Source organism: Luteimonas changyuni, assembly GCF_039548395.1.
In the GTDB taxonomy this organism is placed as follows: domain Bacteria; phylum Pseudomonadota; class Gammaproteobacteria; order Xanthomonadales; family Xanthomonadaceae; genus Luteimonas.
In genome coordinates this window covers 1-25,495 of record NZ_JBCLUZ010000038.1, presented here as the reverse complement: position 1 = coordinate 25,495, position 25,495 = coordinate 1, and the positions used below count along the sequence as shown (strand labels likewise).

The window sequence follows — 25,495 nt, the reverse complement described above, 5'->3', positions numbered from 1 at the left end:
GAGGCAGGGGGGATGCCCAGAGCCGGCCATGGATGGCCGGCGGCCGGAACTGGGAGCAGGATGCGCATATTCCGGCTGGGCATCCCCCCTGCCTCCACGGCGGGCAGCGCGAACCCTCCCGGAGCAATCAATCACCCGCAAGCTCCACGCAATCGGGAGAAGAACCACGAAAAAGCCCGGCATTGCCGGGCTTTTTCCATTGCGCGCTGCTCGCGGCCTTGCCGCCGCGCCGCCGGATCGCTCAGTCGGCGTCGGCCGCGGGCTCTTCCAGGCCGGTCATGCTGACGATGTTGTAGCCGGCGTCGACGTAGGTCACTTCGCCGGTGATGCCCGCGGCCAGGTCCGAACACAGGAACGCCGCCACGTTGCCGACATCGTCGATGCTCACCGTGCGCCGCAGCGGCGCATGCGACTCGACGTGGCCGAGGATCCTGCGGAAGCCGCCGATCCCGGCCGCCGCCAGGGTCTTGATCGGGCCGGCCGAGATCGCGTTGACGCGCGTGCCTTCGGGCCCGAGGTTGTAGGCCAGGTAGCGCATCGTGGCTTCAAGGCTGGCCTTGGCCACGCCCATCACGTTGTAGCTGGGCAGGGTGCGCACGGCGCCGAGGTAGCTCAGCGTCAGCACAGCGCCGTTGCGCCCCTTCATCAGCGGGCGCGCGCCCTTGGCCAGCGCCGCCAGCGAATAGGCCGAGATGTCCTGCGCCACCGCAAAGGCGTCGCGTGTCAGGCCGTCCAGGAACTGGCCGGCGATGGCTTCGCGCGGGGCGAAGGCGATGGCGTGGACCAGGATGTCGAAACCGTCGTCCCAGTGCTTGCCGAGGTCGGCGAACAGGGCATCGATCTGCGCGTCGTCGCTGACGTCGAGCGGGAACACGGGCCCGCCGCCCAGGCGCGAGGCAACGTCCTCGACCCGCGACTTGAGCTTTTCGTTCTGATAGGTGAAGGCCAGTTCCGCGCCTTCGCGGTGCATCGCTTCGGCGATGCCGTTGGCGATGGAGCGCTGGCTGGCGATGCCGGTGATCAACGCGCGCTTGCCCTGCAGGAATCCCATGGTGGTGTTCGACTCGATGGACGGGAGCTGGCTAGTTTGCCATGGGCGCCGCCGCGGGGGTCGACACGGCAGCGGCCACCGGCACGAGGATCTGGCGGCCGGCGGGCCGTGCACCGGCCTGCGCCGGGTTGAGGCGGCGCAGGCGGGCGGCATCCAGGCCGTTGCGCCGGGCGTAGCCGTCCAGCCCCCCGGGCTCGCCCGCCAGGTCGATCGCGACCAGCCGTGGCACCGGCCGCTCCAGGGATGTGCGCCACGCCTGGTCGGCGCCCGCTTCGACCATCAGGCACGACAGCGCGTGCAGCTTGCGCACATAGGCGCGGGTGATCCCCGAGAGGCTGTCCAGGGACTGGGGGTCGGCGGCGGCGGCGCGCTGGTCGTGGCGCCGCAGGGCGCCAAGCACGCGGTATTCGCCGGCGTTGAAGGCCATCACCGCCAGCCGCCAGTCGCCGGCGAACATGCCGTGCAGGGTCTTGAGGTAGCGGACCGCCGCACGGGTGGCGTCGACCGGCGAGAGGCGGCCGTCGTAACCGCCGCGGATCGGGATGTCGTGGTTGCGCGCGGTGACCGCGATGAATTGCCACAGGCCGACCGGGCCGCTGCTGCTGCGCGCACCGGGGCGGTAGCCGCTTTCGACGAACGGGATCAGCGCGTATTCGGTGGGGAGGTGGGCGTTGCGCAGTGCTTCGACCACGTAGCCGAACAGCGGCAGGAGCTCGCCTTCGGCAGATGCCAGTTGCCCGGGCACGTGCGCGTAGTGCGCGCGCCAGCGCGGGCTGGCGTCGTCGCAGCCGGGCTGCGCCAGGCCATCGATGAAGCCCTGGTAGATGCCTGCGCCATTCGCCATCCGATCCTGCCCGGCGGGGGCGAGCGCCGGCGACGCGGGCACGGCCGCGAGCGCGTCCGCGGCGGGCGGCGCGACCTCGTTGCCCGCGTTTTCGGTGCCCGTTCCCGCGGAGCGGTCGGCGGCATGCGCCGGCCCGGCGGCGAATGCCAGCAGCAGCGCCAGCGTCGCACCCGCGCCAACCGTCATGCGCGGAACCCGTCCTTCCAGCGCCGCATGGCGGCGAACGTGTCGACGCGCGACAGGCCGTCGGTGCCGGACCATGCAGCCACCGACGCCCGCACGCCGGGCGTGTCCACGCGCAGGAACGGATTGCAGGCGCGCTCATCGGCCAGCGTGGATGGAAGCGTTGGCAGGGAGTTCTCGCGCATGGTGGTCACCTCTTCGCTGCGGCGGGCAAGCGCCGGATTGTCCGGGTCGACCACCCGTGCAAAGGCGGCATTCGACTGCGTGTATTCGTGCCCGCAGCACACCAGGGTGTCGCCAGGCAGGGCCGCCAGCCGGTCCAGGGAGGCCAGCATCCGCGCCGGCGTATCTTCGAACATGCGACCGCAGCCGAGACTGAACAGGGTATCGCCGCAAAACAAGAGGCCGTGGCCGTGGAATGCGATGTGGCTCACGGTATGGCCAGGCACGGCGATCACTTCGAAGGCGTAGCCGGCTGTTTCGATCCTTGCCCTGTCGCCGACCCGCCGGGTGGCAAACGGGATCCGGCTGTCTTCCGGCGCGAACACCTCAAGGTCCGGCCAGCGCGCGCGAAGCGCGGCCACGCCGCCGATATGGTCGTCGTGGTGGTGGGTGAGCAACACCGCGTCGGGGCGCCGGCCACCGGCAGCGGCGGCGGCCAGCACCGGTGCGGCGTCGCCCGGATCGACCAGCAGCGTGCCGCGGCCGTCGCCGGCCGGCAGCATCCAGATGTAGTTGTCGGCGAAGGCCGGGAGCGCAACAGCTTGCATGGGCAGGGACGTAGCGGGGCGGGCCGTCTAGAATGGCGACCATGCCCCTCCGTTCCCGCCCCGGTCAACCCGACGCAGTCCAGGCCTGGTTCGCGTCCAGCGAGGGCGCGGCGCTGCTGGCCAGCGAACACGATGTGATCGAAGACGCCCTTGCCGAGCGACCGGCGCAGCCCTGGCTGTGGCTGGCGCCGTTGCCGCAGCCCCGCCGCCCCGCCGATGGCCGCGGCCTGGCCCTGTACCAGCGCGGCAGCCGGTTCGCCGGCGACGTGGCCTGCGGGCTGCCGCTGCCGCTGCCCAGCGAGGCCTTCGGCACCGTGGTGCTGCAGCACGTGGTGGTGTCGGATGCGCGCGGCGTCGCGCTGCTGGACGAAGTCGTGCGCCTGCTGGTCCCCGGCGGGCGGGTGCTGCTGTTCGGGCTCAATCCGCTGTCTCCATATCGCTGGCGCTGGCGCGGGCAGGGGCTGCGCGCGGTCGAGCCGCTGTCCTGCCGCCGGATGCTGCGCCGGGCGGGTCTCGAGCCCGACGTGGTCTCCGAAGGCCTGGGCCCGCGCTGGGAGCCGGAGGCCGATGCCCGCCGCCAGCGTGGCGTGGGCCTGCGCGCCGCCTACCTGGTGCGTGCGGACCGGCGCAGCCTGCCGATGACGCCGATACCGATGCGCCCGCGCCGCCTGCTGGTGCCGCAAGGGGCCGCCACGGCATGAAGGCGATCGAAGTGCACACCGACGGGGCCTGTCTCGGCAACCCCGGCCCGGGCGGCTGGGCCGCGCTGCTGCGCTACGGCGCGCAGGAGCGCGAACTGGTCGGCGGCGAGCTGCTCTCGACCAACAACCGCATGGAGCTGATGGCGGCCATCGTCGCCCTGGAAACGCTGACCGAGGCCTGCGAGGTCACCCTGCACACCGACTCGCAGTACGTCCGCCAGGGCATCACCCTGTGGATGCCCAACTGGGTCCGCCGCGGCTGGAAAACCTCCGGCGGCGATGCGGTCAAGAACCGCGACCTCTGGGAGCGCCTGCACGCCGCCGCCGGCCGCCACGCCATCGACTGGCGCTGGGTGAAGGGGCACTCCGGCGATCCCGACAACGAGCGTGTCGATGACCTGGCGCGCAACGAGGCCGTGAAGTTCAAAGCCGCCGCGCGCTGAGCGCAGCGTCCGCTCCATCCATCCATCCATCCATCCAAGCCAGGCCCGACTCCCGCATATGCGCCAGATCGTCCTCGACACCGAAACCACCGGCCTGGAATGGCGCAAGGGCAACCGCGTCGTCGAGATCGGCTGCGTCGAGCTGGTCGAACGGCGCCCCACCGGCCGCACCTGGCAGCGCTACATCCATCCCGGGCGCGAGTTCGAGCCGGGCGCGCAGGAAGTCACCGGCCTCACGCTGGACTTCCTTGCCGACAAGCCGAAGTTCGCCGCGATCGCCGACGAGTTCCTGGAATTCATCGACGGTGCCGAGCTGGTGATCCACAACGCCGCCTTCGACGTCGGCTTCCTCGACTACGAGCTGTCGCTGCTGGATGGCGGCGGTCGCGGCCGCATCGCCGAGCGCGCCGCCGTGCTCGACTCGCTGGAGCTGGCGCGCCAGCGCTTCCCCGGGCAGCGGAATTCGCTCGACGCGCTCTGCCGGCGCTTGGGCGTGGACAACACGCACCGCCAGCTGCACGGTGCGCTGCTCGATGCCCAGCTGCTGGTCGAGGTCTATCTCGCGCTGACCTCGGGGCAGACCGAGCTGGGCCTGGCCGGTCCGTCACTGACCGGAGCCGAAGCGATCGCCGTCCACCTGCCGCGCGCCGCGGCCCTGGCGCCGCGGCCGCTGGTGGTGGTGGACGCGGCCGACATGGAGGCGCACCGCGGCCGCGTCGACGCGATCAGGGCGCGCGCGGGGCAGGCGCTGTGGGACGCGGTGGGCGAGGCTGCCGGAGTCGCCGAGCCGGCCTGATCGCTCTCTGCGGCACCGGCGCCGCCGGCGCAGCGGGGCGTCCCGCCATCAGTGGCGTCGTACCAGCAACACGGTGACGTTGTCGGAGCCGCCGCCATCCAGCGCGGCGGCGACCAGTCCATCCACGCACTCCTGGGCGCTGCATTCGCCGTGGGCCAGCACGCGTGCGATGTCCCTGTCGTCGACCTCTTCGGTCAGTCCGTCGCTGCACAGCAGCAGCTGCATGCCCGGCGCGAGCTCGCCGGACATCGTCTCGACGTTGAGGGTCTGCGGATCGGTCACGCCCAGCGCCTGGGTCACGACGTTGCGGTGCGGATGGCTGCGCGCCTGGTCGATGCTGATCGCGCCCTGGGTGATCAGCTCCTGCACGTAGCTGTGGTCCTGCGACAGCTGGGCCAGCTTGCCGTCACGCCACAGGTAGACGCGGCTGTCGCCGACCCAGGCGACTTCGAAGCGGTTGCCGTTGATCCGCGCCGCGACCACGGTGGTGCCCATGGGCAGGGCGTCCTGGCGCTTGCGCGAGGCGCCGATGATCTCCTCGTCGGCGATGCGGATGGCCTGCGCCAGCGACGTGCCCTGGCGCGTCTCGCGCACGATCGCTTCCCGCGCCAGCGCGCTGGCGACCTCGCCGTACTCGTGGCCGCCCATGCCGTCGGCAACCAGCCACAGCCCGAGCTCGCTGTCGCCGTAATAGGTGTCTTCGTTCAGCTCGCGCCGCAAGCCGACATGGGTGAGGTGGCCGAATTCGATCATGCGAGGGCCGCGGCGGTTCCCGTGGAGGCTGAATGGGATAACGGCGACGGCTGGCGGGAGAGGTCAGCGGGCATGCAATGGCGGCGGAGGTTGATGTGGCGGAATGATGGCATACGGGCCTGTGAGCGGTGCGCGTATGGCGCCGCTCCGGCAGAGAGACACAGCGTCCGGTTGCGGGTGTGGATCGGGTCGGCCGGAAGCAGGCCGGTGGCGGCATCAGCCCACCGGGTCGGCGCCATAGTCCTGGTAGGACTTCTCTTCGACGTAGCTGGAGCCGAGGGCGAGGTTGATCTCTTTCTTGATCCGCGCGCGCTCGTCGTTCTGCACGTACACGCTGCGCGCCAGGCGCACGAACTCCTCGTCGAAGGCCTGCGCCTTCTCCTTCAGCCGGACGTCGTCCTCGATCACCCACAGCCGCTCGTTGACGGCCTTGAGATCGGCGCGCAGGCGGACGATGTCCTGCCCGGCCACGGGGTGCGCCATCCAGGTCTTTTCCAGCGCCGAGAGCTCGTTGCGGACGTTGGCCAGCTTGGCGGTGTCGGTCATGCGCTCGGACTTGATCTGCAGGATGGCGATCTTGTCGAGCAATTCGCCGAAGGACACGGGGACGGTGATCTCGGACATCGCTTCAGCCGGGCAAGGGGGCCGGCCAGTGTAGCGCCCTCGTCTTGTCGGGCCTGCCGGCGACCCGTATCATTGCGCCCCCGGCCCCTGTGGCCGGGCACCGGAGAGGTGGCAGAGCGGTTGAATGTACCTGACTCGAAATCAGGCAGGCGTTAATAGCGCCTCGGGGGTTCGAATCCCCCCCTCTCCGCCAGTTTCAGGCGTAACGCGTTGATCTTGAAGGCCATTCCTCGGAGTGGCCTTTTTGTTACCTACAGCGTTCCCACCAGCAGCAGGAAGCGGCCACCATGAGCGACGAGTCATCGAAGAAGCGGCTGCCGGCAGACCATCATTGGCTGATCGCGCCTCCCGAGGCCAAGACGTTCGAGCAGCTGCTCGGTCTGCAGGAGCTCCGCCTCTGCATCGAGGGCGACGCGGCTGCGCCGGGGATCTGCACGCCGGTGCCGGAGCGCATCTTCGCGAGGCATGCCCAGCACCTGGTCGACGCAGAGAGCCTGTGGGCGGCGGGGGCGACCTTGGCTGCCTGGAACGAGCTGCTGGAGGCTGCCGAGCTCGCGAGCTTCGAGCGGGGCCGGGAGCAAGGCCAGGCCGATGCGGCTGAGAAGCCGTTGAGGGAGCACTTGCAGGAGAACAGCCGCAAGGGCGTGGAAGTGCGGGGGCGGAAGAAGGCAGAGGCCGAGCGCGTGGACCTGTTGGCCACGCTGGTCGCGAGGATCATCGAGGCCCATCGAGCAGGCGGGATCACCACGCAGGCCGAATGGGATGCGGCCGTCGCCGCGGTTGCAGCGGACTGGCCCTATGGCACGCCGGCCGAGCTGGCGGCCGAGCTGGCGAAGGACGTTCGCCTGTATCCGGTTCGGTCGGGCTTCGAAGCCCCGGAGCGCGTGCACTCGCCCGGGATGAAGCGAAAGGGCCGCTGAGCCCTACTTGCGGAATCCACCCACGCCGAACAGGCGCACCTTGCGGGCCACCAGCGGGCGGGCGTAGACCTGGGCCTTCGTCAGGTAGCGCACGGCCTTGTGCAGGTTCGCCCACACGAGGTCATCGGCGCGGTTGAGCATGCCGATACCGAGGTACAGGTACTGCTCCTTGCGCTTGTTGCAGTTGAAGGCGTAGCCGCGGCCATCCGTGATCGTCTCCCAGTGCTTGCCCAGGGCATCGCCCAGGACGATGTCCCGGCAGACCTGCTGGCCGTCGAAGAACACGGCGAAGTGGAAGTGCACGCCCTTCTCGAAGCCCGCTTCCATTGCCCAGGTGTAACCCACCATGTGCTTCGAATAGGGGCCCTTGCGCAGGTACTTCACGAACGCGCTCCGGTGGGCGCGCGCTTCGTTGACGGTCACCGCCTGCGGGGAGAAGCCACCGGCCGAGCCGAACAGCGCGTAGTACTCCAGGTCCAAGCGGACAGCGACCACCTTGGAACGCGAGGCGCGCAGGCCGTCCAGACGGGTGCGCACGCTGCGCCAGTTGGCGCGCTCTCCGCGCTCGAGGCGATCCAGGCGGCGAGGCAGGGCCTGGCCGGACAGCCAGGCGCGCATCTGGTCCACGACCAGGCGGAACTGGGCGGCGCTGTGCACATCGAGCTCGAGGTAGCTGCGACGCAGCGCGCGCGTGTGCCACTTGAACAGGGTGAACAGCGGATTGAGCTTGTGGCGGCGGTAGCGGCGGCTGATCTCCTTCACGTCGATCTTCAGGCAAGACAGGAAGCGCTTGCCGAGGGCGCAGCACGTCAACCGGGTCCTGCCGCGGGTCACCACCTCGGGGAAGATGTCGGAGCCGGTGTCGAGCAGGTCCTCCATCACGCCGACGATGCGGCGCACATCGTTGGAGTAGGTCAGCTGATCGGTGATCAGCCGCTTGTCACACCCTTGGACAGTGAGGTTTTCCCACTTCAGTTCGAGGGGCATTGTTCCAGTCATCTCAGTAGCTCCTAATAACAGCGTTCATTCCTTCGCTGGCAGCAACGATCCCGCAGTGCAAGACCGCGTGCCGCTCGGGGTTTTCAGGGGGTTTCGGGCCAACAGCGGGCCGACGACTTAGCGCCGGTGGCGCGAGGTCCGGTTGGTCATGAGGTGCCGCATGTACGCGGTCACCTCGTGGTCGAGGAAGCGAGTCGATCGCCCGACGTGCACCGGCTTCGGGAAGTCCGGATTGAAGCGGGGCGAGCGTTCGTCCAGGAAGGCGTACAGCGTCGAACGTCCGATCTGCAGCCTGGCCTGGACCTCGGGGACCGTCAGGTGCCGGAGGTCTGAGGAGGGCAGCGTTTCCAAGCAATTGCTCCTGTTTCGTTGAGGAGCTTTGAGCCTACGTCGCTGAGCGAAGGTCGAGCCGGCGCGCTACCCGGTGTAATTCTCTACACCGGGTCACGTCCTCGCCCGGGGCCTCTTGAGGGCTGCCCGGACCTAGATTGCCCCTCGCCGGAGCTAGAGCGCCCGCCAGCTGCGTGCTGGTCGGGCGCAATGGGAGCTCGCTACAGCCTCCGCTTCATGACGATGCGGACCAGCAGCACAGCCAAGATGGCTGCGAGGTGCTCGAGGTCGAGGGTGGGCTTTCGGATCACGGTGGCTCCTGAGAGGCCGGCGGCGCCGGCGGGATCGAGGGACTGCTGCCCTCCCTTTCGTGATGTGGGTTTGAAATTCGGTGGGTTGAGGCCTGGCACCGGCCGGGGTCGGACTTTCCCGACTGACACCAGCGCGCGCGGCGGGCATGGTGTGGCCATGCCAGCAACGTCCGGCACGGCGCCCCACCACGCGGCGCGTCGTCATCCAACCGGGCGGGCGTCGCATGGATAGCGGCGCTGCTGGCAGTCTCCAAGCGGGCATCGCGCCCCACCGCCGCCCGCCGTTTGGGGCAAGCTGACGGATTGCATCGGCTTCCCGGGATGACGACATGGACCGAACCGCTCGATCGGGGTACTGCCTCCCGTTCCTCCCCCTGCCGTGTCTGACGTCCATCGAGTGGGCCGCGTGGCTGCAGGCGATTGGAGCCGTGGTCGGTATCGCCGTGGCGATCTACCTCGCCCGGTCCGGAGAGCGACGCGCGCGGAAGCTCCTCGAGGCGGACCGCGCCCGACAGGCTGGGATCGCGCAGCACCTGATTGCCGGCCGGGCGTCAGAACTCCAGGACGAGGCCGAAGCGAAGGCCGCGTGGTTGCGAGGCGGCGGCGCGCCGCGCGACCTTGCCCATCCCTCGCGCGAGGTGCGCGCAGCTGCCGCCGAGCGTCTACGGCTTGCGTCGGCTGACGCTTTCGCGAGCGACGTCCGAACGGCCGGCCCCCATCTCGACACGCTGCCCGGCATCAGAGTGTCCGGAACCTTGAACGCCGCGCAGGACCACAACCGGCTGATCTCGACGATGCTCGACACGTTCGACATCGAGCCGTTCGCTCCCCACTTCCGGCAGCACATGACGGCTCGTCTCACGCAAAGCCTTGACCTTGTCGCAGCGAGCGCCGGCGCTTTGTCGCACTATCTGGTGCCGCGCGAGGCCCGATGACCGACTCGAGGCCCGGCTGGGCGTAATCTCCCGATGGACCCCCAAGGATGACCACGATGGACAGGGAATCGGCGTACGACAGAGGCTTGTGGTTCGGGTTGGCAGTGTTCGCCCTGGTCGGGCTGGCGATCTACCTGCTGCACGGCGTTCTCGCCCAGGTCATCAGCGACTGGTGGGCCACCTTCCTGCTCTACGTCCCCGCCTTCTTCGCCGTGCTCCTCATTCGCCCGGCCCAGGAGCGCTATGCCCACTTCGCGCTGCGGCGCTACTGCCAGCGCGCAGGCCACGAGCCGGATCATGGCCGCGGCCCGCATGCGCCAGTCTTCTGCGAGCGATGCCGCGCGCTGCTGGCGCCAGGCGACGCTGCGAATGTTCGGAACGCAGGCACCTGATCAGGCGCGCCAGTCGAACGGGCTGATCATCGGCACCTCGGCAGCTTCCCGATCCGTCACCGTCGCCCACTGGCCGATCAGGCGCACCCCGTCGATATAGGCGGGCTCGCTGCCCGCCTTCCAGCCTCGCAACGTGGCCAGGGGGACGCTCAGCTCATTGGCCAGCCGGGTATGCGGCCAGCCTGCGTACTGCAGGTCCATGATCACGCGGAACCAGTTGACCCTGTCGACGCCCCGCCGCGCCGCTATCCCCATGATCACCTTGCCCCGAGGCGGGCGATCATGTCCGCCGCCTTGCGTTCGGCGTCCTCGATCATCTTCTGCCGCGCCGCCTCCACGTCGAAGTCGGGCGGTCCAGAGGGCCCGGGGCCATCGCGGAGCTGCTCCACCCGCAGCAGCAGGCCGATCGAGGCGGCCGCTTGCTTCCTGCACCAGGTCGCGTCACCTCGCTCCTGTGGCGAGAGCTCCTTCGGCTTGCGGCCGGCGCCGATCCAGTTCGTCGGCTTGCAGTCTTCCATCACCACCTCGAAGAGCTGATCGCTCAGGAGGGCCAGCCGCTCCAGTTGGTCCGGTCGCATCGTCATTCCCCCATGGCCGCTTCAAGGTCAGGTGCCCGCTCCGGGAGCGGCTGCCCAGGCTCCCACCACCACTCCTGCCCGTTTTCTCGTCGCGCGCGCTGGCGCATGCGGCGGAGGTAGCCGGGGCTGAACTGCTCCTGCAACTGGTGGAAGAACAGGTGGTCTGTGGTCGCTTTCGTGTACCAGAGGTTCGCGAACGGCGTGTGCGACTTAACCAGGCGCACCGCCTTGCCACCTGCCTGGTTCGCCTCGCCTGCGTTCACGTCGTCCTTGAGCTTGAACAGCGCCTCGAGGTCGCCAGCGATGGGGCCGCCGATCGCCGCCAGCGGCGAGGATCCGCCCCGGGAGGTGTCGGCGAACAGGAAGTCACCATAGAGGCCGAGCGAGCCGCCCTTGAGGAACGCCGCGCCCCAGAACTTGGGGTCGCTCATGTCCATCGGATCCTTCCCGCTCACGATCTCGTTGAGCTGGTAGGCCATGGCGCCGAGCACGGTCGTGGTCGCCATCATCGTGCCCAGGTAGCCGACCTTCCCCGCGCCGGTCTGCATGGCCATGCCGCGGCGAAAGTGCCGCGTCATCATCGTGATCGGAAAGCCCTTGAACTGCCAGAACGAGCGAGCGATCTCGCCGCCCCAGGTGCCGCGCTCGAAGGTGCCGTACATCATCGACCGCTCGCGGGCGGCCGGCTCGATCACCGCCATCTGTCCTTCGTCGAGTACCACCGCCATCAGGGTGGTCGAGGCCCGGTCCTTCACCTGCTGCACCGTGACGCCGCGCGCCGCGGCGATCGCTTCGAGCTGGGCGTCGGGTATGTCGCGGATGCTCGCTGCGGTCAGCACGGTGTCGCCGGTGCCGCGCCAGTCCTCGGGCTGCGCGAGCTTCCACACGTCCCAGTCCGCATCCGTCACGCCCTGGCTGCGCAGGCGCTTGGCGTCCGGAGCCTGCATGTCGTCCAGGCTCGCGTATCGCCGGCTCAAGTCGCCCAGGGTGTCCATGTAGGTGGCGGTGAACGCGCGCTGCTGCCCCATCGTCAGGGCGTTCATGCCCGAGGCCTGCATCACCCGCGCCGCCGCGCCCTGCGACCACTTCGCCAGCTTTCCGGACACCGTCGACGACGTGCCCAGGCCGTCCGCGCCCCAGCGGTTGAGGCTCCCGATCATCTGATTGATCCCCAGGCCCGCGCGCTGCGCCAGCCGGCGGTGCTCGGCGTTGAGCGGGTTCAACTGGCGGAGCTCGTTGCCGAACACCTTGAGCACCGGCATGCCGTTGAGGTGGGCCGTGATACCCACCGGCCCGTGGTCGGTCAGCGCGGTGATGACCGACGAGCCGAGCCGCGCGGCTACGTTGAGCGCCCGATAGGTGTCGAAGCCGTTGGCGATCGCGGCCGACGCAGGCGGCTCGTGCAGGGAGGCCACCTCCTCGTACAGGCGATCCATCCGCCGGCGCTCCTTGGCGTTCGCCTCGGCCTGCAGCGGATCCCGGACGTCGTCGGCTTGCTGCGCGCGGTCCGCGGCGGTGCGGTATGCCAGGTCGCTGTTGGGCCCGAAGGTCTCGATCAGCGCGATGTCGCGCGAAATACCGTCGACGTGCCCGACCATCAGGTCGAGCAGGCTCTTGCCACCGTAGGCCTGCTGCGCCTCGATGAAGGCCTCGGCGTCCCGGTAGTGGATCTGGCGCGCCTCGTTGCCGTGATTCGCACGCATCCCCGAGCCCCGGAACTGGCCCGGGTCGATCTTGTTCGTGCCGTTCGTGATGATCGTCAGCGAGGCGTGCGTGAGGAACTCGCGTAGCTGCGCGTCGTCCATCAGCGTCCCGTCCGGGTTCGCGTACTGCTCCCGATCGACCCACCGCATGTGGTCCTCTATCCAGCCCTCCCGGTTCTTCGCCACCAGCGCCGCTGCATGGTCGCGGGGCATGTGCCAGTCAGCCCGGTATCCCACGTCCCCGCCGGCGGCGTTGTAGCGCTGACGCAGCGACTCCGTGACGTCGCGCCAGGCCTTGGCCGCAGTCCGCGCCGTGGGGTCGCCACCGCTCTGGCCGAAGATCTCGCGCACCAGGGCAAGGTTTGCGGCTGGATCGTTCAGCAGCCCGAGGAATCGCCCCTTGAGCACGTCGATCGTGTCTGACATGCGGCCTACTGCCTCCTGGCGGATGGCGCGCGCCTGGCTCTCCACCGTGACCGTTCCGGTGCGTCCGTCCGGCATAAAGGCGAGCAGGCGGTCGAGGCCTTCGAGCTTCTTGTCGAACCCGGCGAGGTGGTTCTCGATCCGCTCGGCCGCCAGCACCTGCAGCACGACGCGCTCGCGCTTCTTCTCGGCCTCGGCCAGCAGCTTGCGGGCCGCGATCTCCGCCGCCTGCTGCCGGCGCTGGTCGGGCGTCATGGCAAGGGCTGCATCCCGGTCGCGGGCCACCTCCCGCTGAGCGCTGCGCAGGCGGGCGTCGACGTCGGCCAGCTCGGCCGCGGTCATGGGGCGGCCAACGGCCGCGGCTACTTCGTTCTCGCACTCGGGTCGCATCAGAGGAACCTCAGGGCACAGGCCATCGCGGCTGCGAAGGCGCGGGAGTCGGATTCGGCACGGCTGACCAGGGCGTCGGCATCAGCGAGCGCGCGCGCCACGGGCACGACGCTGCCGTCGTCGAGGGTGATGGTCAGGTCTGGCTTCGCGTCGCCAATCCGCCGCGCCGCAGCCAGCGTGGTCGGGCCGGACATCGCGTCAGCACCGGCAGGGGCCGGCTGCTCTGCCGGCGTGCGGGCAGGTTCGCCCAGCACCTCGCGTATGACGCCGTCGACACCCTCTCGGTCCAACACTTCGTCCAGCCGCGCCGCGGTGGCGACGGCGTCGCTCGGGTCGAGGTTGTCGAGGCCCGTGACACGGAAGCCATTGGGGCTCGCCTCAATGCGCACTGGGCCGAACTCCGCGGCCACCGTCTCGCCTGCCTCGACCCGGGCCGCGCTGTCGTCCAGGAAGGCGCGTGCGGCCGCTGCGGGCGATCCCGCCTCCGGGACGGCCGCCGCATCCTCAGCGCGCAGGGGCGCCGCCTCGACACGCTGGCGCGGCCTCACGGGCATGTCGTCCACGCCCGCCAGCCGCTGGGCCAGCCGGATCAAATCAGGGTCGCGGTCAATGCGGCCGAGCCGGTCGCGAAGCTCCACGGCTTGGCGCTCGTAGCCGAGCGACGCCCGGTGCTGCTCGATCACCTGGCGGATCTCGGCGCGACGATCGCTGGCGAACTGGACTTCTTCAGCGGACAGGCGCGCGCTGGGGTCAGCGGGGACCACACCCGCGCGGGTCGCCTGCTCGTTGTCGCGCAGGACCGCCATCAGCTCGACCTCCTCGCGATGCATGGCGGCTAGCTCGTCGGCGGCCAGCCGGTTCTGCGCTGCGAGCTCGTCCAGGCTCGACAGGCGCTGGTCGATGACGCGCCCAGCCTCGGGGCCGTCGAAGCGCGGCATGGTCGGCCCCTCGATCGGGTCGAAGGCCACGCCGGACGCGTCACGCCCGGGAACCTCGACCCCGGCGCGCGCGGCTCGGGCGTCCCATGTGGCGATGGCGCCGGCTTTCGTCTTGCCGCGCAGGTAGGGATTCGCGGCCAACTGTTCCGGCGTCAGGATCTTCGCCATCGGTGTGTCGTCGGCTGCGCGCGCGAACTCCACGCCGCGGCCGGCGCCGAAGTGGTGGGCAGCGTAGAGGTTGTGCAGCGAGGCCTGCTGTCCGGCACGTCGCAGCGCGTCGGCATTCCCGGCGCGCAGGACGCGCTCCATCTCGGTCGACTTCGCCGGATCCGTGCGCAACGCCAGGAGCTCGGCGTCGCCAAGCCCTTCCGCCCACGCCGGCTGCGCGCGGCGCACCGTCCCCAGCCACGTTCGTTCCGTGAACTGGTGCAGTCCCGTGGCGCTGCTGGTACTGGCGCGTGCATCGGCCCGGCCGCTGGATTCGAGTGCGACCAGGTAGGCGTCGTAATCAGCGCGGGCGGGCGTGAAGGCATCGACCACGTCGGGGCGCAGGTTGAAGGCGGCGAGGTCGACCACGCCGGCCACGTTGACCGGCTCTCCGCGCAGCGCCTGGTCGATCGCGGTGGACAGCGCATCGGCGTGCGCACGCGCCGCTGCAGGGCTTGCAGGGTCGCCCGGCATGCTCTGCCGGTGGAAGTGGTCATTGTTGCGGGCAGTCAGCACCGCATCGCGCTGCGAGGGCGTGAGCCGCGGCGCGTCCACGTGCGCGCGGACGCCGAAGGCGGCGCCCATCAGGATGTCCAGGCCGCGGGCGTAGGGGTCGGCCGCGTCGTACGCCTTCGCCTGCTGTTCGTACCCGCCGGCTTCGAGCACCTCGGCGCTGCCAGCGTCGGCGGCGACGCCCAGGGCAAGGTTCGAACCCGCGCCGGTAGCGATCCGCTGCGTCAGCGTCGACCCCCACGCGGCCGGTAGCCGCATGCCGACAGCGGTCGCGCCCAGGTTCACCGCGCCGACTGCGCTGGCGGTGTCCGCGTCGACACCTTGGCGGACCAGCTCGGTCGCGGGGCTGATCCCCGACTGCGCGAGGAAGACCGGGAGCGTGCCGAACATCTGCGGGATCGAGCCGCCCACCTCGGCGACCATGCTCATTGCCTTGGACGCGGAGCCCATCGCTTCGGGGTTCGGCTTCCAGTGGTCGACCGCCTGATTGAGCGTGTCGTCGATCACGTGCTCGAAATACCAGTCCTGCACTTCCGTGCCGCTGGCCTTCGGCGCCAGGCCGAACGCTTCGCGGTGCGCGCGCTCGTCTTCCGGGAGCGTCTGCCACGCCAGCCAGTCGCCGGCGGCCTGCGCCTTGTCGATCGCGATGGCCACAGGTGCCGCGCTCATGCCGATGGACTGGCCGCCGCGGGCGGATGCGCCCATCCAGCTCTTCTGCGCCTCGCTGAAGAAGCCGGCGAAGGCGCCCGGCCCCTGATCCTCGAGCTTCAGCCGGTTCTGCTCAGCCTCGTCGTCGATCGCGCGGCGGCTGTTGGTTGCCAGGTCGAAGACGCTCATCGGCCACCGCCTGCTTTGCGCTGCTCGGGCGGGGCGGCGAGGTCCAGGGTCAGCGGATGGCCGTCGGATCCGTACAGGAAGCCGCCACCGGCGCCGATCAGCCGATAGGCGGAATTGCCCACCTGCCGGAGTCGGTAGTCGTCGAACTCGCGGGAGAACCCTTCCGGAATCACCTTGGCCGCTGCGGTCCATCGGGCCTCGAGGCCATCCATGAAGGCATCCTCATCCATGCCCCAGGGCGGGAACACCTCGCCGCCGTTGACGTCGACCGGCACGCCGATGACCGCGCGCACGGCCTCACGAACGCGCTTGGGATCCACCACGCCCGACACGTCCCCCACGCGCGCGGCGCTGCCGGCGTAGTAGGCGCGCACGCCCTGGGCCGCGATGTCGTATGCCTCGGGGTTGCCGGCGAAGGCGTTGCGGACCAGCGGCTCGAACTCGGCGGCGAACTGCGCCGGCGTGGGCATCGGGAACTTCCCGTTTCCGTCCCCGGCCTTGTCGCCCTTCGACTTGTTCAGCAGCGCCTCGCCTTCGAGGATCGTCCGCGCGACGTCGCCGGCATCAGCCCTCACCGCGCCGCGGAAGATGCCACCCGGCCGCAAGGTGGCCTGCCGCTGCTCTGCGTAGATCATGCCAGCCAGGGCTCGGACCGGTGCATCGGGGGACACCTGCTGCATGGCTGCGCGGTATGCCTCCGGGGAGCCGGTCGCCTGATACAGCAAGCCGAAGGCTTCGCCGGCCTGCCGCGGGCTCGCCCTGTCCAGCACCTGCGACAGCGCGGCCGCCTCTTGCGGGAGGAGAGGGTTGACGCTCACCGAGGGGCCGAACTGCTTGCGGAGCGCGCCGATGGCGTCCATGCGCGAGCGGATCTCCACGCTAACCGAGGCCACGTCGCCGCTCTCGATGGCTCCACCCAGGTCCAGGGGCTCGACCGCCTGCCCCGTCATGTTGGCCAGCCAGACCAGCGGTTCGTCTGCTCGCTGCTTGTTCGAGCTCGCGACGACTTTCTCGATGCGCTCGATGCGCGCCAGGTCTTCCGGCGTGCCGCCAGCGGCGAGCTTCGCGCGCAGCCCTTGGACGTAGACGGCCTGCTCCTCGGGCCCCTGCCGGATGACGCCGTAGACGTCCTGCAGCGCGCCAACCGCCGCGGTGAACTCCGGTTCGTACGGCGTGCCCGCTACAGCCGCCTGCCAGTTCACGAGCATGTCGGACGTGGGACGCACGCCGCTGGTGGCCTGGGCCCAGACGTCGGACACAGTTCGCTTCGCGACTTCGTCGCGCCGGTTCGCCTCCTGCTGCGCATGCGTGTCGAGCTGCTGCAGCCGCGTCCGCACGCTGTTGGCCAGCACCAGGCGCTGATTGGGATCCTCGAGCGTGACGGTGTAGCGGCCATCCTTGCCGGTGAGGTCCTGCAGCACGGCGTCGAGCGCCACCCTGTCCGCCCCCGCGGCCTCGATGCGCCCCTTGGCCTCGTTGCCGTAGATAGCCTGGTTGGCCTTGCGGATCTGCTCGCTCGCCTTCGCCTCGTCGTAGCCCGCGGCGCGCAGCAGCGGTTCCAGTGCCTGGTTCCGTGCAACGGCTTCCTCGACGTTACCGCCAGGCATGCCCGCCACCATCACGCTGCGGTTGAGCGTGTCGATCACCGATGCCTCGTAGTGCGCCTGCTCGGCACGCGTCTGTGCGCTCTGCACCTTCGCTCGGGCGCGCATGCGGGTCTGCTCGGTCACGGCGAGGTACTGCGCCGACATAACCTCGTCGCCCTCGAGAGCCAGCGTCGGGGGCTGCAGCTGCCCCATTCGGTCTCCCCATTCCCGCTCGGCGTTTCGGAAGTCGACCCGGCCAGCGGCAAGATCCTCGCCGAACCGCTCCTGCTCTTCGAAAACCTGCACCTCGTACTGCGTGCTCGCTGCCGCCATGTCGACACGACGCAGCGCCGCGGCCTTGGCCTCTTCTTCGCTGGTTTGGCGCTCGCTTCGCTGCAGGAGCCGGTCGCCCACGGCCATCGCCGTGCGGCCTGCAGCCTCCATGGCGCGTGCTGCGTCCATGCTGCCCGACAGGTCGACACGCGAGGTGCCGGTGCGGGGTGCCACCCGCGGCTGATCGAACTGGCCCAGAGGGATGGTCGCCATGATCAGCCGTTGTCCCTTGCGCGCTTCCAGGCGTCGCCGTAGTCGACCATGCTCGTCGTCGCCGACAGCAGCGTGCTGGCCTGCTGGGTCCTGCCCGCGCTGCGGGCGTTGGCGCCGGCGATGCGGTCGGCGGTGGCCTGCTGCCCCATGCGCGCGCCGCGATCCTGGGCGTTGAACACCGTGGTCATCGCGTCCTCTTCGGCGTTCCGGGTGATCTCCTCGTTGACCTTGAGCGCGGTGGGCGAGCTCACGTCGATGCCGGACGCGGCGGCCGCGGCGGTGGCCCGGGCGCGCTGTGCCTTGCCTTCCTTGCGGATCCGCTCGGCCTCAATCGCAGCCTCCCCGCGTGCAGCGCGCGCATCCGCCTCGGCCTGGTTGGCCTGGAAGTTGGCGTTGGCCTCGGCCTGCTTGGCTGCGGTGTCCGTGGCATAGAGGGAAACGCCGGCGCCGACCGCGGTAGCCGCAAGGCCGACGAGCGCGAGGGTGGTGGTTGCTACTGCCATGGTCAGAGCTCCAGCAGGAAGGAGGATTCGAAGTGGTGGTAGCCCGCCGTAGCGAGCTGGTCGGTGGCGTGCGCAGGACTGCCAGCGAGGACGCTCATCGCGATCCAGCGACAGCCGCGGGCACGGCAGCGAGCCTCTGCTTGGCACCGGAGGTCGACCGCGACACCGAGGCCGCGCGCCTCGGGCTCGACCCACCACATGACCTCGGTTGCGGTGAGCGTGGCCGGATCGAAGGCCAGGCCAGTGACGTGCAGGCCGATCATCCCGACCACCTCGCTGTGATGCTCGGCGACCAGGAGAACCCCGCCAGCTATCAGCGCAGCGACCAGGTCGGCAGCCGCAGCATCCGAGTAGCCCGCGACGGCGGCGTACGGCGATGCGGCATAGAAGCGGCGGCCCATGGCCAGGATCCGCGGCACGTCGGCAGCCGTGGCGTCGCGGATGACCGCGCGCGAAGTGGCAGGGCTGGTAACGACGTGCTCGAACGCTTTTGCAACGTGGACGGAATACATGGGCTAGGACTCCAAGGTGTTGGACAGCCGACCTCGCGCGCGGCGCGCACGCAGGTGATCACCGCTTCGGCGCGACGGCCGGCGGGTTCGAAGGTGTGTTGTTGGGGGTGAGACGGTCCCGCGCTGCGCGCCGGACCTGGCGCCTACTCGGTGCCGCGTGCCTTCCTGGCTTCCGCGGCGAGCATGAGGATCTCGAGCGGCGGCGTGGCCAGCCACTGCTCCGGCGTCCGTGTCGCGCGGAGCTCGGGCGGCAGCGCGGCCAAGTCCGCCTCGTGCTCGGCCATCACGTTCCGGCTCAGGTTGTCGGCGATCGCCTGGCCCCTGGCCTTCGCTGCTTCGTCCTTGGGCATCGCCCAGCCCGCCGAAAAACGCGCGCGCGCGCGAGGCGGCCAGTGTAACGGGCTCGATTCGGCCGGTCATGCCTTCCGGCTCCGCTCGAGTATCTGCCCGCCGGTGCCGATGGTCAGGACCTCGTGGTCGCGCAGGACGCGCACGGTCGGCGCGCAGTTGCACCACCTCGGACCTTTCGAGGGCGCCGGGCAGCGGTGCCGGTGCTCGATCTCGACGTGGGTAACGTCGCCTGGCTGGATGTGGCCGGCTTCCAGGGCGGCGCGGAGGCGGTCGGAGTAGTTCATCCCGGCCCCCGATTGGTGGGGTGGGACTCCCCCCATACCCCATAGTCCCAGTCCCACCCACCCACGGCCCCGGTGGCGGAGGGGTGACGGCAAGCGCTTTCGCTAGCGCGCGCTTGCCTAACACCCCATCCCCCGGAGCCATAGCGGGACTGGCGGGACTCCGGCATCAGTCCCACCGGAACCCGCGCCGCATAAGGGCTGCTGACGTTGGCGGGACTATTCACGAGTCCCACCCTTGCCGAGGCGATAACCCACGGTTTCACGGCCTCCCGCGGTGGTCGGATAGGGGGTAATCGCGCCGGTGGTTTCGAGGCGGGACAAGGCCAGTCCCACGATCGACGATGACATCCCGGCGAACTCCCGCACGCGCCTGGCGGTGATCGCCCGGTCGGGATCCTGTTGCTGCAGTTGGGCGATGGCTCGCAGCGCCCGATCGTTCTGCGCCTGGGCGGTGGCTTCGACCTTCCCTGCCTTCGCCTCGTCGCGGTACTCGGCACGCCGGGCGCGGACCATCTCCAGCACCTTGCGCCAGCGCTTCCCCTGCAGCTCGGGCGGCGGCTCGATCTCGACGGCGGCCGGGCCCCAGTCCGTCATCAGCCACCGGAAGAACACCGGGAACGGCTCGGCGCCCTTCGAGCTGTCGAGCGGGATCAGGGCCGTGATGCGGGATTCCAAGGCCGGGGCCACCATCATCCGCAGCACCGTGCGGGCGTCGCGGTCGGGGAACGGGCTGTCGGCGCTGCCCAGGTTGACCACCATCGCTGCCTGCCGGGCGTTGTTGATCAGGACCGTGCCCCCGCGGATATCGGCCGTGGAGACGTTCAGGTCGGGCAGCGACTGCAGCGATGCCTGGCTGACGTGGTGGCTGAGCACGACGGCGACGTCGGTTTCGCGCGCGATGCGACGGAGCGCCAGGATCAGCGCGCGGAATCCCGGGTTCGTCTCCTCGGCCTCGGACAGGGTCGACGCGGTCTCGAACACCACGAGCCGCGGTGGTGCCTCGGCTTCCTTCATGGCGCGGATCACCTGGATCACGGCCTCGACCGTGGCCGACTCGATCGGCTGCCCATCAATCACGCGCACCAGCTCGCGGAACGGGCTGAAGGCCTCGGTGCCCAGGTCGGGCACGATCAGCCGCCGCTTCACCAGGTCCGCCGCGCTGTCCGAGAGGATGGACACCTGGGCCGCGACCTTCTCGGCGTACTGCGCGCGGTCGTCCTCGCCTGAGTAGATCACCGCGGAATAGCCCTTGTCGGGCCACAGGCCGCCAAGGGTGTGGCCGATGATCTGAGCGATCGCGGTGGCGACGATCATGGTCGTCTTGCCCTCGCGGGAGTGGCTGGCGTAGATCGTGACCTCGCGCAGCGGAAAGAGGCCCGTGCGCCCGCTGGAGAACACATGCGGGTGCGGCTCGCGCGCTGCGGCGAGCTCGTCGTCGCTCCATGGCTGCATCAGGTCCTGCAGCAGGTCGGACAGGGCCGGCGCCGGGGCGCGGTCGTCGGCGGTCTTGCGGCTGCGCGCCTGCCCCGCGCCGTACTGCGCCGCCATCGCTTCGTCCCGAGGGTCGCACTGGTCGAGTGCCGCTGCGCGCGCTTCGAGCGTGCTCATGCGCGCGCCTGCTGCGGCTGATAGCGGGGAGGGTCGCGCAGGACGCCACGCGCGTCGTCGATGCGGTGGCAGGCGACGCGCAGACGGTCATGATCCTCCGGCGTCAGGCTCTCGCCGTTGCCGAGCTGCCGAGCCGCAACCAGCACCACGCCGGCCTCGAGCCCGAGGACGTCCAGGGCGGCGCCCCACTGCGACTCGCGCGCAGCACGCCGGGCCTGGCGCCGGCCGTCCGGGCTGTCGTCGCGCAGACGCTCGGGGAAGAGGTCGGCGAGCTCGAGGCCCACCGCCTGGAGGATGGTCAGGATGTCGCACCCGCCGAAGCAGTGCAGCAGCGCGCGACCTTCGTCGGATTCGTGCACGGCGACCTTGCGGCTACGGCCGCCGCACGCCGGGCACATGGCCCGGTGTCCTTTGCCGCTGCGCTGTACCCCGTCCAGGCGCGCGAGAATGGTGTCGACCGCGCTCACGCCTCGCCGTCCTCGTCGTCGTCCCACGGCAGCGGCTCGTCGCGGTCGACGTTGCGCGCGGGCGCAGGATGGGCGGCCGGCGGCGCCTTGTAGAGCGCCACCATCGACGCCAACGCCGCGCGACCGTCGACCAGCTCGTCGTCGCCCCTGCGCGCCGTCACTGCAGCGTCCTCGTGGTGTCGTCGTCAGCGATCAGCTCCCCGTGCAGCACGCGCATAGCAGCGCGTCGGAAGAGGCCGACGCACTCCAAGGCGTTGAGAAGGGCCTCCGTCGACTCAGCGCTCGGGACGCGCTCAGCAGCTTCCAGAATCCAATCGAGGTCTGCCAGCTCCCCACGCAGGAGGCCGATGTCGCTGTGGAGGCTGACCAGGCGCGTGTCGCGCCCGCCGCACCAGTTGGGGCCCAGGTCCTCCAGCCGCTCCGGCGTCGCCCGGATCCGAGGGGCGTGGATCGAAGGGCTCGACTCTGGCTCCGCCGCCTGCCGAGCGCGGTACTCGCGCAGCCAGTCGTAGAACGCCGGGGGCAGTGGCGTGGGTCCGCCGCGACCCTTGTAGCCGTAGAGGATCGAGAGGATCGGATCGAGCACTCCCTCGACCACGGCCTGGCCGATCTCCTCCCGCGTGGCGTGCATCTCCTCGGGCTTATCCGGAGCGGCGCGCCCATCGGCCGGAAACTTCACGACCGAGCCCGTCATGCCTGCTGCCCCGGTTCGGCTGCGCCATGGTCGATCAGTCGTCGAATGTCTTCGACGCGGTACGCGGCGGCATTCGCTCCGAGCTTCACCGGCTTCGGGTATCGGCCGTTCCTGACCCCCTCGTACCAGGTCGACCGAGACACCGGGATCAGCGCGGGAAGTGCAGCCCTATGCTTCGTCTCCGGACTTCCGAGGATCTGCGATAGCCGCAATAGGCCGGTTTGCGGGAGGGGGATGGACATCGAAACTGCTCCGTCGTGTCGACCGGGCGCCAAATTGCACGCGGTCACCGATATGGCAGTTCGAGCATCGCTTCAAGTGGTGCGCAGTATCCCGCCATCCCGTGCGGCTGCGTGTGGCTGCGTCCGGTCGTGACCGATCAGAGAGCCGGCACCGCGACGCCATGTCGTGGGAGCTGGCCACGGGCGAGACCCGTGGCGTCTATCCATAGCGCGATCAAAGCCTCGCCGCTTTCGTAGCCTGGCTGCACGATCGGTCGCCTCCACCTTCGCACCGTGGACTCCGGAAGATCCAACGTGCGGGCGACCGCCCGGCAGGAAAGCCCTGCGACGCTGAGGTCAGTGAGCACTGCGGCCCAATCCACCCGCGAGCGCTCCTTCATATCCCCTCGTCACTGCTGGGAGTCGCTGGATCGGGGACCGCACTTTTCAACTTCCGCCGCCCCGGTTCCATCTGTTCGCCCGGGAACAGCAACGGCAGGATGGCGTGGGCCATCGCGGGATCAGGAATGCCGATCGTGCGGATCGCGAAGCGGCCGCGCGGATCCGCTGCCGCGGGATCTTCTTTGCCGTGTCGCTTACCCATGGCATCGCTCCCGGACGAGCTCCGAGACAGCATGTGCCCGCTGCGTGCGCGGTGCCTCGATCATTTCTTCGAGCCGGTCGACCAGGCGCTGCACTCGCCCGACGTCGGCAGCGGCCTGCGGTGGCAGTGGCTGTGTCCCTGCCGGGAACTGCAAGATCGTGGCGCTCATCGGGACGCTCCCGCGTGGCTTTCCGCACCCTCGAGCGCCGCCGCCAGCTTCCGAAAGACCACGCACAGCGCACCGTCTCCCAGGTGCGCCAGCCCCGGAATCGGATCGGCGCGGAGTCGCGCGATGAACTGTTCCTCGTCGCCGGGAAGCGGTGGCGCCGCGGGAGCGGAGGCCGGCGCCGGGAACTGCAGGATAGTCGCTGCCATGGTCATGCCTCCTCGGCGGCCGCTACAGCGCGCGCGATGCGGCCGCGCTCCCGCTCCGTCAGGCCTGCGAACAGCGGATCCCTGGCCTCTGCAAAGTTCCGCACTTCGCATCCCCACTCGTAAAGGAGGACCGTCGCCATGCCATCGGGACGCGTGTACTGCGCGAACGGCGTGCACTCGAACCTGACCAGCACGTGCCGTCGTCCGTTGCGCGCGCTGGGCCTCTCGACTCGCAGGAGCCGCGTGGGGACGCCCCCTCCACGATTGAGTAAGCGCAGCACGGCGGGGGTAGCCGCTCCGCCAGTCTCCGGCATCACCGGGACTTCAACGACGTCGCCGGCCGAGGTGGGCTCGAGCCCGTGGTCGCCATATGCCAGTACCATTTCGCTTGCCATGATCGTTCTCCTATCGAACGGTTGTGGAAGGCGGGCCGGGTGCGCAAACACCCGGCGCCGCCGCTTTGTCGGCTATGCCGACGCTGAGTGCCTGGCCTTGCGGGCCTGGTCGATGTGGGACACGCCAGCCGGGCTGGTCTCGCAGTAATGCGCCCAGTCCTTCATGAGGCTGGCGCGCTTCGAGAAGAGGTCCGTGCGACGGTAGGCCGCTTCGGTCTTGTCGGAGAGCGCGTGCGCGAGGGCTTCCTCGGCGATCTCGCGCGGGTACGCGGTCATGTCGGCGGCCCAGTCGCGGAAGGTCGAGCGGAAGCCGTGGGCGACCACGGCGGGCCGGAGCTCCTTCAAGAGCTTCAACGGTGCCGCGGTCGTCATTGTCGGGTTCTTGCCCGAGCCGGGGAAGAGGTAGGCCGCGCCCTCGCCAGCCATCCGGGGCAAGCCCTTCACCAACGCCAGGGCGGCGGGGGACAGCGGGACCCGGTGCGGCTTGCCCGCCTTCATGCGCTCGCCGGGGATCGTCCAGGTCTTCGCGGCGACGTCGAACTCCTCCCACAGCGCGCCGGCGACTTCGCTCGGGCGCGTGGCCGTGAGGATCTGCAGCTCAAGCGCGCGGGCTGACAGCCCCTCGCGGGTGCGCAGCTCGCGCATGAACTCGGCAACGTCGGCATAGGCAAGCGCCGCGCGGGGCGTGACCTTCTTGAGCTTCGTCGGCTGCGGCAGCAGCTTGTCGAGGTGGCCGCGCCAGCGCGCCGGGTTCTCGGTGTCGCGATACTTGCGAGCAGCGGCCCAGTCGAGCACCGCCTCGATCCGCTGGCGCACGCGCGTGGCGGTCTCGGTCTTCGTCGACCAAATGGGCTCCAGCGCATGCAGAACGTCCGGCGTCTCGATCTTGGCCACCGGCATGGGCAGCAGCGGTGCCGCGTAGGTGTCCAGCGTGGAGCGCCACTGCTTGCCGTGCTTCTCGTTCCGCCAAGACGCCTGGTGGGCCGCGATGTAGCGATCGGCGCAGTGTCCGAAGGTCACGGCCCGAGCGCGCTCGATCGCGCTCTCGCTTCGTGCCTGCCTGCGCGCGTCGATGGGGTCCACGCCAGAGCGCAGCACCAGCCGCGCGTCACGAGCTGCCTGCCTGGCCTGCTCGAGCGACACGTCGCGGAGCGGCCCGAGGCCCTTGTCCCGGTGCTTGCCCGTGGCGCGGTCGCGGTAGCGGAACACCCATGACTTCGTGCCGAGCTTGGAGACGTACAGGTATAGCCCATCGCCATCGCTGTAGCGCCCGGCTTCCGAGAGCTGGCGCACCTTGAGCGCTGAAAGCTTGTTGACCGATCGGGCCATGTTCCCTCCCCTGTTCCCTACATTGAACACGGGATGCAGTCGGACGTCAATGGACACTCTCGGACAGCGATATCGCCGGACCCCTTTGTTTCCTGCATTCCTTCTCGGTCATTCAAGACGCAGCGAGACCGGGTCGGACACTGGTTGGGCGGACCCCCTCTCCGCCATATCGAGTTGCAAGTGATTGAAGCGAAAGGCCACTCTTCGGAGTGGCCTTTTTGTTGGTTCTTCTCCCGATTTAGGGGCGGGTGATTGCTCTGGGAGGGTGCGCGCTGCCCGCCGTGGAGGCAGGGGGGATGCCCAGCCGGAATATGCGCATCCTGCTCCCAGTTCCGGCCGCCGGCCATCCATGGCCGGCTCTGGGCATCCCCCCTGCCTC

32 protein-coding genes and 1 tRNA gene are annotated in these 25,495 nt (G+C 69.8%); 7 read left to right on the top strand and 26 right to left on the bottom strand.

The window, feature by feature from the left end:
• Positions 1-241: 241 nt before the first annotated feature.
• Genes WCD84_RS12935 through gloB form a run of 3 tightly spaced genes read right to left on the bottom strand, consistent with a single transcriptional unit; the run spans position 242 to position 2,848 of the window.
• On the bottom strand, positions 242-1,051 hold the full coding sequence (locus tag WCD84_RS12935; protein WP_343256142.1) for an enoyl-ACP reductase FabI: 810 nt from the start codon (positions 1,049-1,051) through the stop codon (positions 242-244).
• 31 nt (positions 1,052-1,082) lie between these two features.
• Complete coding sequence (locus WCD84_RS12930) at positions 1,083-2,081, bottom strand: lytic transglycosylase domain-containing protein (protein WP_343281616.1); 999 nt, start codon at positions 2,079-2,081, stop codon at positions 1,083-1,085.
• Entirely contained in the window at positions 2,078-2,848 is a 771-nt protein-coding gene (gene gloB, locus WCD84_RS12925; RefSeq protein WP_343281615.1) for a hydroxyacylglutathione hydrolase, read from the bottom strand. Before gloB ends, WCD84_RS12930 begins: the two co-directional genes overlap by 4 nt.
• Positions 2,849-2,889: 41 nt before the next feature.
• On the opposite strand from gloB, the gene WCD84_RS12920 reads away from it, so the two are divergent.
• From WCD84_RS12920 to dnaQ, 3 genes are read left to right on the top strand one after another with little or no spacing between them, the layout of a single operon-like run.
• Positions 2,890-3,549: a hypothetical protein gene (locus WCD84_RS12920; RefSeq protein ID WP_343281614.1), complete on the top strand. Its 660-nt coding sequence runs from the start codon at positions 2,890-2,892 to the stop codon at positions 3,547-3,549.
• Positions 3,546-3,992 (top strand): ribonuclease HI, encoded by a 447-nt coding sequence (rnhA, locus tag WCD84_RS12915; RefSeq protein WP_343256138.1) that lies wholly within the window; start codon positions 3,546-3,548, stop codon positions 3,990-3,992. The genes WCD84_RS12920 and rnhA overlap by 4 nt, the downstream gene beginning before the upstream one ends.
• Positions 3,993-4,050: 58 nt before the next feature.
• On the top strand, positions 4,051-4,788 hold the full coding sequence (dnaQ, locus tag WCD84_RS12910; RefSeq protein WP_343256137.1) for a DNA polymerase III subunit epsilon: 738 nt from the start codon (positions 4,051-4,053) through the stop codon (positions 4,786-4,788).
• A 48-nt stretch (positions 4,789-4,836) separates the two neighbouring features.
• Here dnaQ and WCD84_RS12905 read toward each other — a convergent pair whose 3' ends face one another.
• Both WCD84_RS12905 and WCD84_RS12900 read right to left on the bottom strand, forming a co-directional pair.
• On the bottom strand, positions 4,837-5,541 hold the full coding sequence (locus WCD84_RS12905) for a PP2C family protein-serine/threonine phosphatase (protein ID WP_343256136.1): 705 nt from the start codon (positions 5,539-5,541) through the stop codon (positions 4,837-4,839).
• Positions 5,542-5,757: 216 nt separating this feature from the next.
• On the bottom strand, positions 5,758-6,165 hold the full coding sequence (locus WCD84_RS12900) for a DUF6165 family protein (RefSeq protein ID WP_343256135.1): 408 nt from the start codon (positions 6,163-6,165) through the stop codon (positions 5,758-5,760).
• Between the two features lie 102 nt (positions 6,166-6,267).
• Between WCD84_RS12900 and WCD84_RS12895 the strand changes: the two genes are divergently transcribed.
• Together WCD84_RS12895 and WCD84_RS12890 are read left to right on the top strand one after the other, a co-directional pair.
• Positions 6,268-6,358: transfer RNA gene (locus WCD84_RS12895), tRNA-Ser, on the top strand.
• 94 nt (positions 6,359-6,452) lie between these two features.
• Complete coding sequence (locus tag WCD84_RS12890; RefSeq protein WP_343281613.1) at positions 6,453-7,085, top strand: hypothetical protein; 633 nt, start codon at positions 6,453-6,455, stop codon at positions 7,083-7,085.
• Between the two features lie 3 nt (positions 7,086-7,088).
• Here the strand turns inward: WCD84_RS12890 and WCD84_RS12885 are convergent, their stop codons facing one another.
• Positions 7,089-8,072: a YagK/YfjJ domain-containing protein gene (locus WCD84_RS12885; RefSeq protein WP_343281612.1), complete on the bottom strand. Its 984-nt coding sequence runs from the start codon at positions 8,070-8,072 to the stop codon at positions 7,089-7,091.
• Between the two features lie 129 nt (positions 8,073-8,201).
• Complete coding sequence (locus WCD84_RS12880) at positions 8,202-8,435, bottom strand: helix-turn-helix transcriptional regulator (RefSeq protein ID WP_343281611.1); 234 nt, start codon at positions 8,433-8,435, stop codon at positions 8,202-8,204.
• A 619-nt stretch (positions 8,436-9,054) separates the two neighbouring features.
• Here WCD84_RS12880 and WCD84_RS12875 point away from each other — a divergent pair.
• Both WCD84_RS12875 and WCD84_RS12870 read left to right on the top strand, forming a co-directional pair.
• Positions 9,055-9,660, top strand: a complete 606-nt coding sequence (locus tag WCD84_RS12875; RefSeq protein WP_343281610.1) for a hypothetical protein — start codon at positions 9,055-9,057, stop codon at positions 9,658-9,660.
• A gap of 47 nt (positions 9,661-9,707) precedes the next feature.
• On the top strand, positions 9,708-10,052 hold the full coding sequence (locus WCD84_RS12870; protein ID WP_343281609.1) for a hypothetical protein: 345 nt from the start codon (positions 9,708-9,710) through the stop codon (positions 10,050-10,052).
• On the opposite strand, the gene WCD84_RS12865 is transcribed toward WCD84_RS12870, so the two are convergent.
• The 19 genes from WCD84_RS12865 to WCD84_RS12780 form a co-directional block, all read right to left on the bottom strand.
• Entirely contained in the window at positions 10,053-10,313 is a 261-nt protein-coding gene (locus WCD84_RS12865; protein WP_343281608.1) for a hypothetical protein, read from the bottom strand.
• Positions 10,310-10,636, bottom strand: coding sequence for a hypothetical protein (locus tag WCD84_RS12860; protein ID WP_343281607.1), 327 nt, complete (start codon positions 10,634-10,636; stop codon positions 10,310-10,312). Before WCD84_RS12860 ends, WCD84_RS12865 begins: the two co-directional genes overlap by 4 nt.
• Complete coding sequence (locus tag WCD84_RS12855; protein WP_343281606.1) at positions 10,633-13,098, bottom strand: hypothetical protein; 2,466 nt, start codon at positions 13,096-13,098, stop codon at positions 10,633-10,635. Before WCD84_RS12855 ends, WCD84_RS12860 begins: the two co-directional genes overlap by 4 nt.
• Before the next feature lie 47 nt (positions 13,099-13,145).
• Positions 13,146-15,641, bottom strand: coding sequence for a hypothetical protein (locus tag WCD84_RS12850; RefSeq protein ID WP_343281605.1), 2,496 nt, complete (start codon positions 15,639-15,641; stop codon positions 13,146-13,148).
• Complete coding sequence (locus tag WCD84_RS12845) at positions 15,638-17,773, bottom strand: hypothetical protein (protein ID WP_343281604.1); 2,136 nt, start codon at positions 17,771-17,773, stop codon at positions 15,638-15,640. Before WCD84_RS12845 ends, WCD84_RS12850 begins: the two co-directional genes overlap by 4 nt.
• A 2-nt stretch (positions 17,774-17,775) precedes the next feature.
• The gene (locus WCD84_RS12840; protein ID WP_343281603.1) at positions 17,776-18,276 is read right to left on the bottom strand and encodes a hypothetical protein; all 501 of its coding nucleotides are present in this window, start codon (positions 18,274-18,276) and stop codon (positions 17,776-17,778) included.
• Positions 18,277-18,278: 2 nt separating this feature from the next.
• Positions 18,279-18,788, bottom strand: a complete 510-nt coding sequence (locus WCD84_RS12835) for a GNAT family N-acetyltransferase (protein ID WP_343281602.1) — start codon at positions 18,786-18,788, stop codon at positions 18,279-18,281.
• Between the two features lie 143 nt (positions 18,789-18,931).
• Complete coding sequence (locus tag WCD84_RS12830) at positions 18,932-19,138, bottom strand: hypothetical protein (RefSeq protein ID WP_343281601.1); 207 nt, start codon at positions 19,136-19,138, stop codon at positions 18,932-18,934.
• Positions 19,139-19,204: 66 nt separating this feature from the next.
• Positions 19,205-19,423 carry a hypothetical protein gene (locus tag WCD84_RS12825; protein ID WP_343281600.1) on the bottom strand — a complete coding sequence of 73 codons (219 nt, stop codon included), beginning with the start codon at positions 19,421-19,423 and terminating at the stop codon, positions 19,205-19,207.
• A gap of 216 nt (positions 19,424-19,639) precedes the next feature.
• Positions 19,640-21,031 (bottom strand): AAA family ATPase, encoded by a 1,392-nt coding sequence (locus WCD84_RS12820; RefSeq protein WP_343281599.1) that lies wholly within the window; start codon positions 21,029-21,031, stop codon positions 19,640-19,642.
• Positions 21,028-21,498: a hypothetical protein gene (locus tag WCD84_RS12815; protein ID WP_343281598.1), complete on the bottom strand. Its 471-nt coding sequence runs from the start codon at positions 21,496-21,498 to the stop codon at positions 21,028-21,030. Before WCD84_RS12815 ends, WCD84_RS12820 begins: the two co-directional genes overlap by 4 nt.
• On the bottom strand, positions 21,495-21,659 hold the full coding sequence (locus WCD84_RS12810) for a hypothetical protein (protein WP_343281597.1): 165 nt from the start codon (positions 21,657-21,659) through the stop codon (positions 21,495-21,497). The genes WCD84_RS12815 and WCD84_RS12810 overlap by 4 nt, the downstream gene beginning before the upstream one ends.
• Positions 21,656-22,192: a hypothetical protein gene (locus tag WCD84_RS12805; RefSeq protein WP_343281596.1), complete on the bottom strand. Its 537-nt coding sequence runs from the start codon at positions 22,190-22,192 to the stop codon at positions 21,656-21,658. Before WCD84_RS12805 ends, WCD84_RS12810 begins: the two co-directional genes overlap by 4 nt.
• Positions 22,189-22,434 carry a helix-turn-helix transcriptional regulator gene (locus WCD84_RS12800; RefSeq protein WP_343281595.1) on the bottom strand — a complete coding sequence of 82 codons (246 nt, stop codon included), beginning with the start codon at positions 22,432-22,434 and terminating at the stop codon, positions 22,189-22,191. Before WCD84_RS12800 ends, WCD84_RS12805 begins: the two co-directional genes overlap by 4 nt.
• Positions 22,435-22,571: 137 nt before the next feature.
• Positions 22,572-22,814 carry a helix-turn-helix domain-containing protein gene (locus WCD84_RS14385; RefSeq protein ID WP_449280120.1) on the bottom strand — a complete coding sequence of 81 codons (243 nt, stop codon included), beginning with the start codon at positions 22,812-22,814 and terminating at the stop codon, positions 22,572-22,574.
• Positions 22,811-23,017, bottom strand: a complete 207-nt coding sequence (locus WCD84_RS12795; protein WP_343281594.1) for a hypothetical protein — start codon at positions 23,015-23,017, stop codon at positions 22,811-22,813. The genes WCD84_RS14385 and WCD84_RS12795 overlap by 4 nt, the downstream gene beginning before the upstream one ends.
• 165 nt (positions 23,018-23,182) lie before the next feature.
• Entirely contained in the window at positions 23,183-23,392 is a 210-nt protein-coding gene (locus tag WCD84_RS12790) for a hypothetical protein (RefSeq protein ID WP_343281593.1), read from the bottom strand.
• 2 nt (positions 23,393-23,394) lie between these two features.
• Complete coding sequence (locus WCD84_RS12785; RefSeq protein ID WP_343281592.1) at positions 23,395-23,787, bottom strand: hypothetical protein; 393 nt, start codon at positions 23,785-23,787, stop codon at positions 23,395-23,397.
• A 72-nt stretch (positions 23,788-23,859) separates the two neighbouring features.
• A complete protein-coding gene (locus WCD84_RS12780; RefSeq protein WP_343281591.1) occupies positions 23,860-25,116 on the bottom strand; it encodes a tyrosine-type recombinase/integrase in 1,257 nt (418 codons plus the stop codon).
• Positions 25,117-25,495 lie beyond the last annotated feature (379 nt).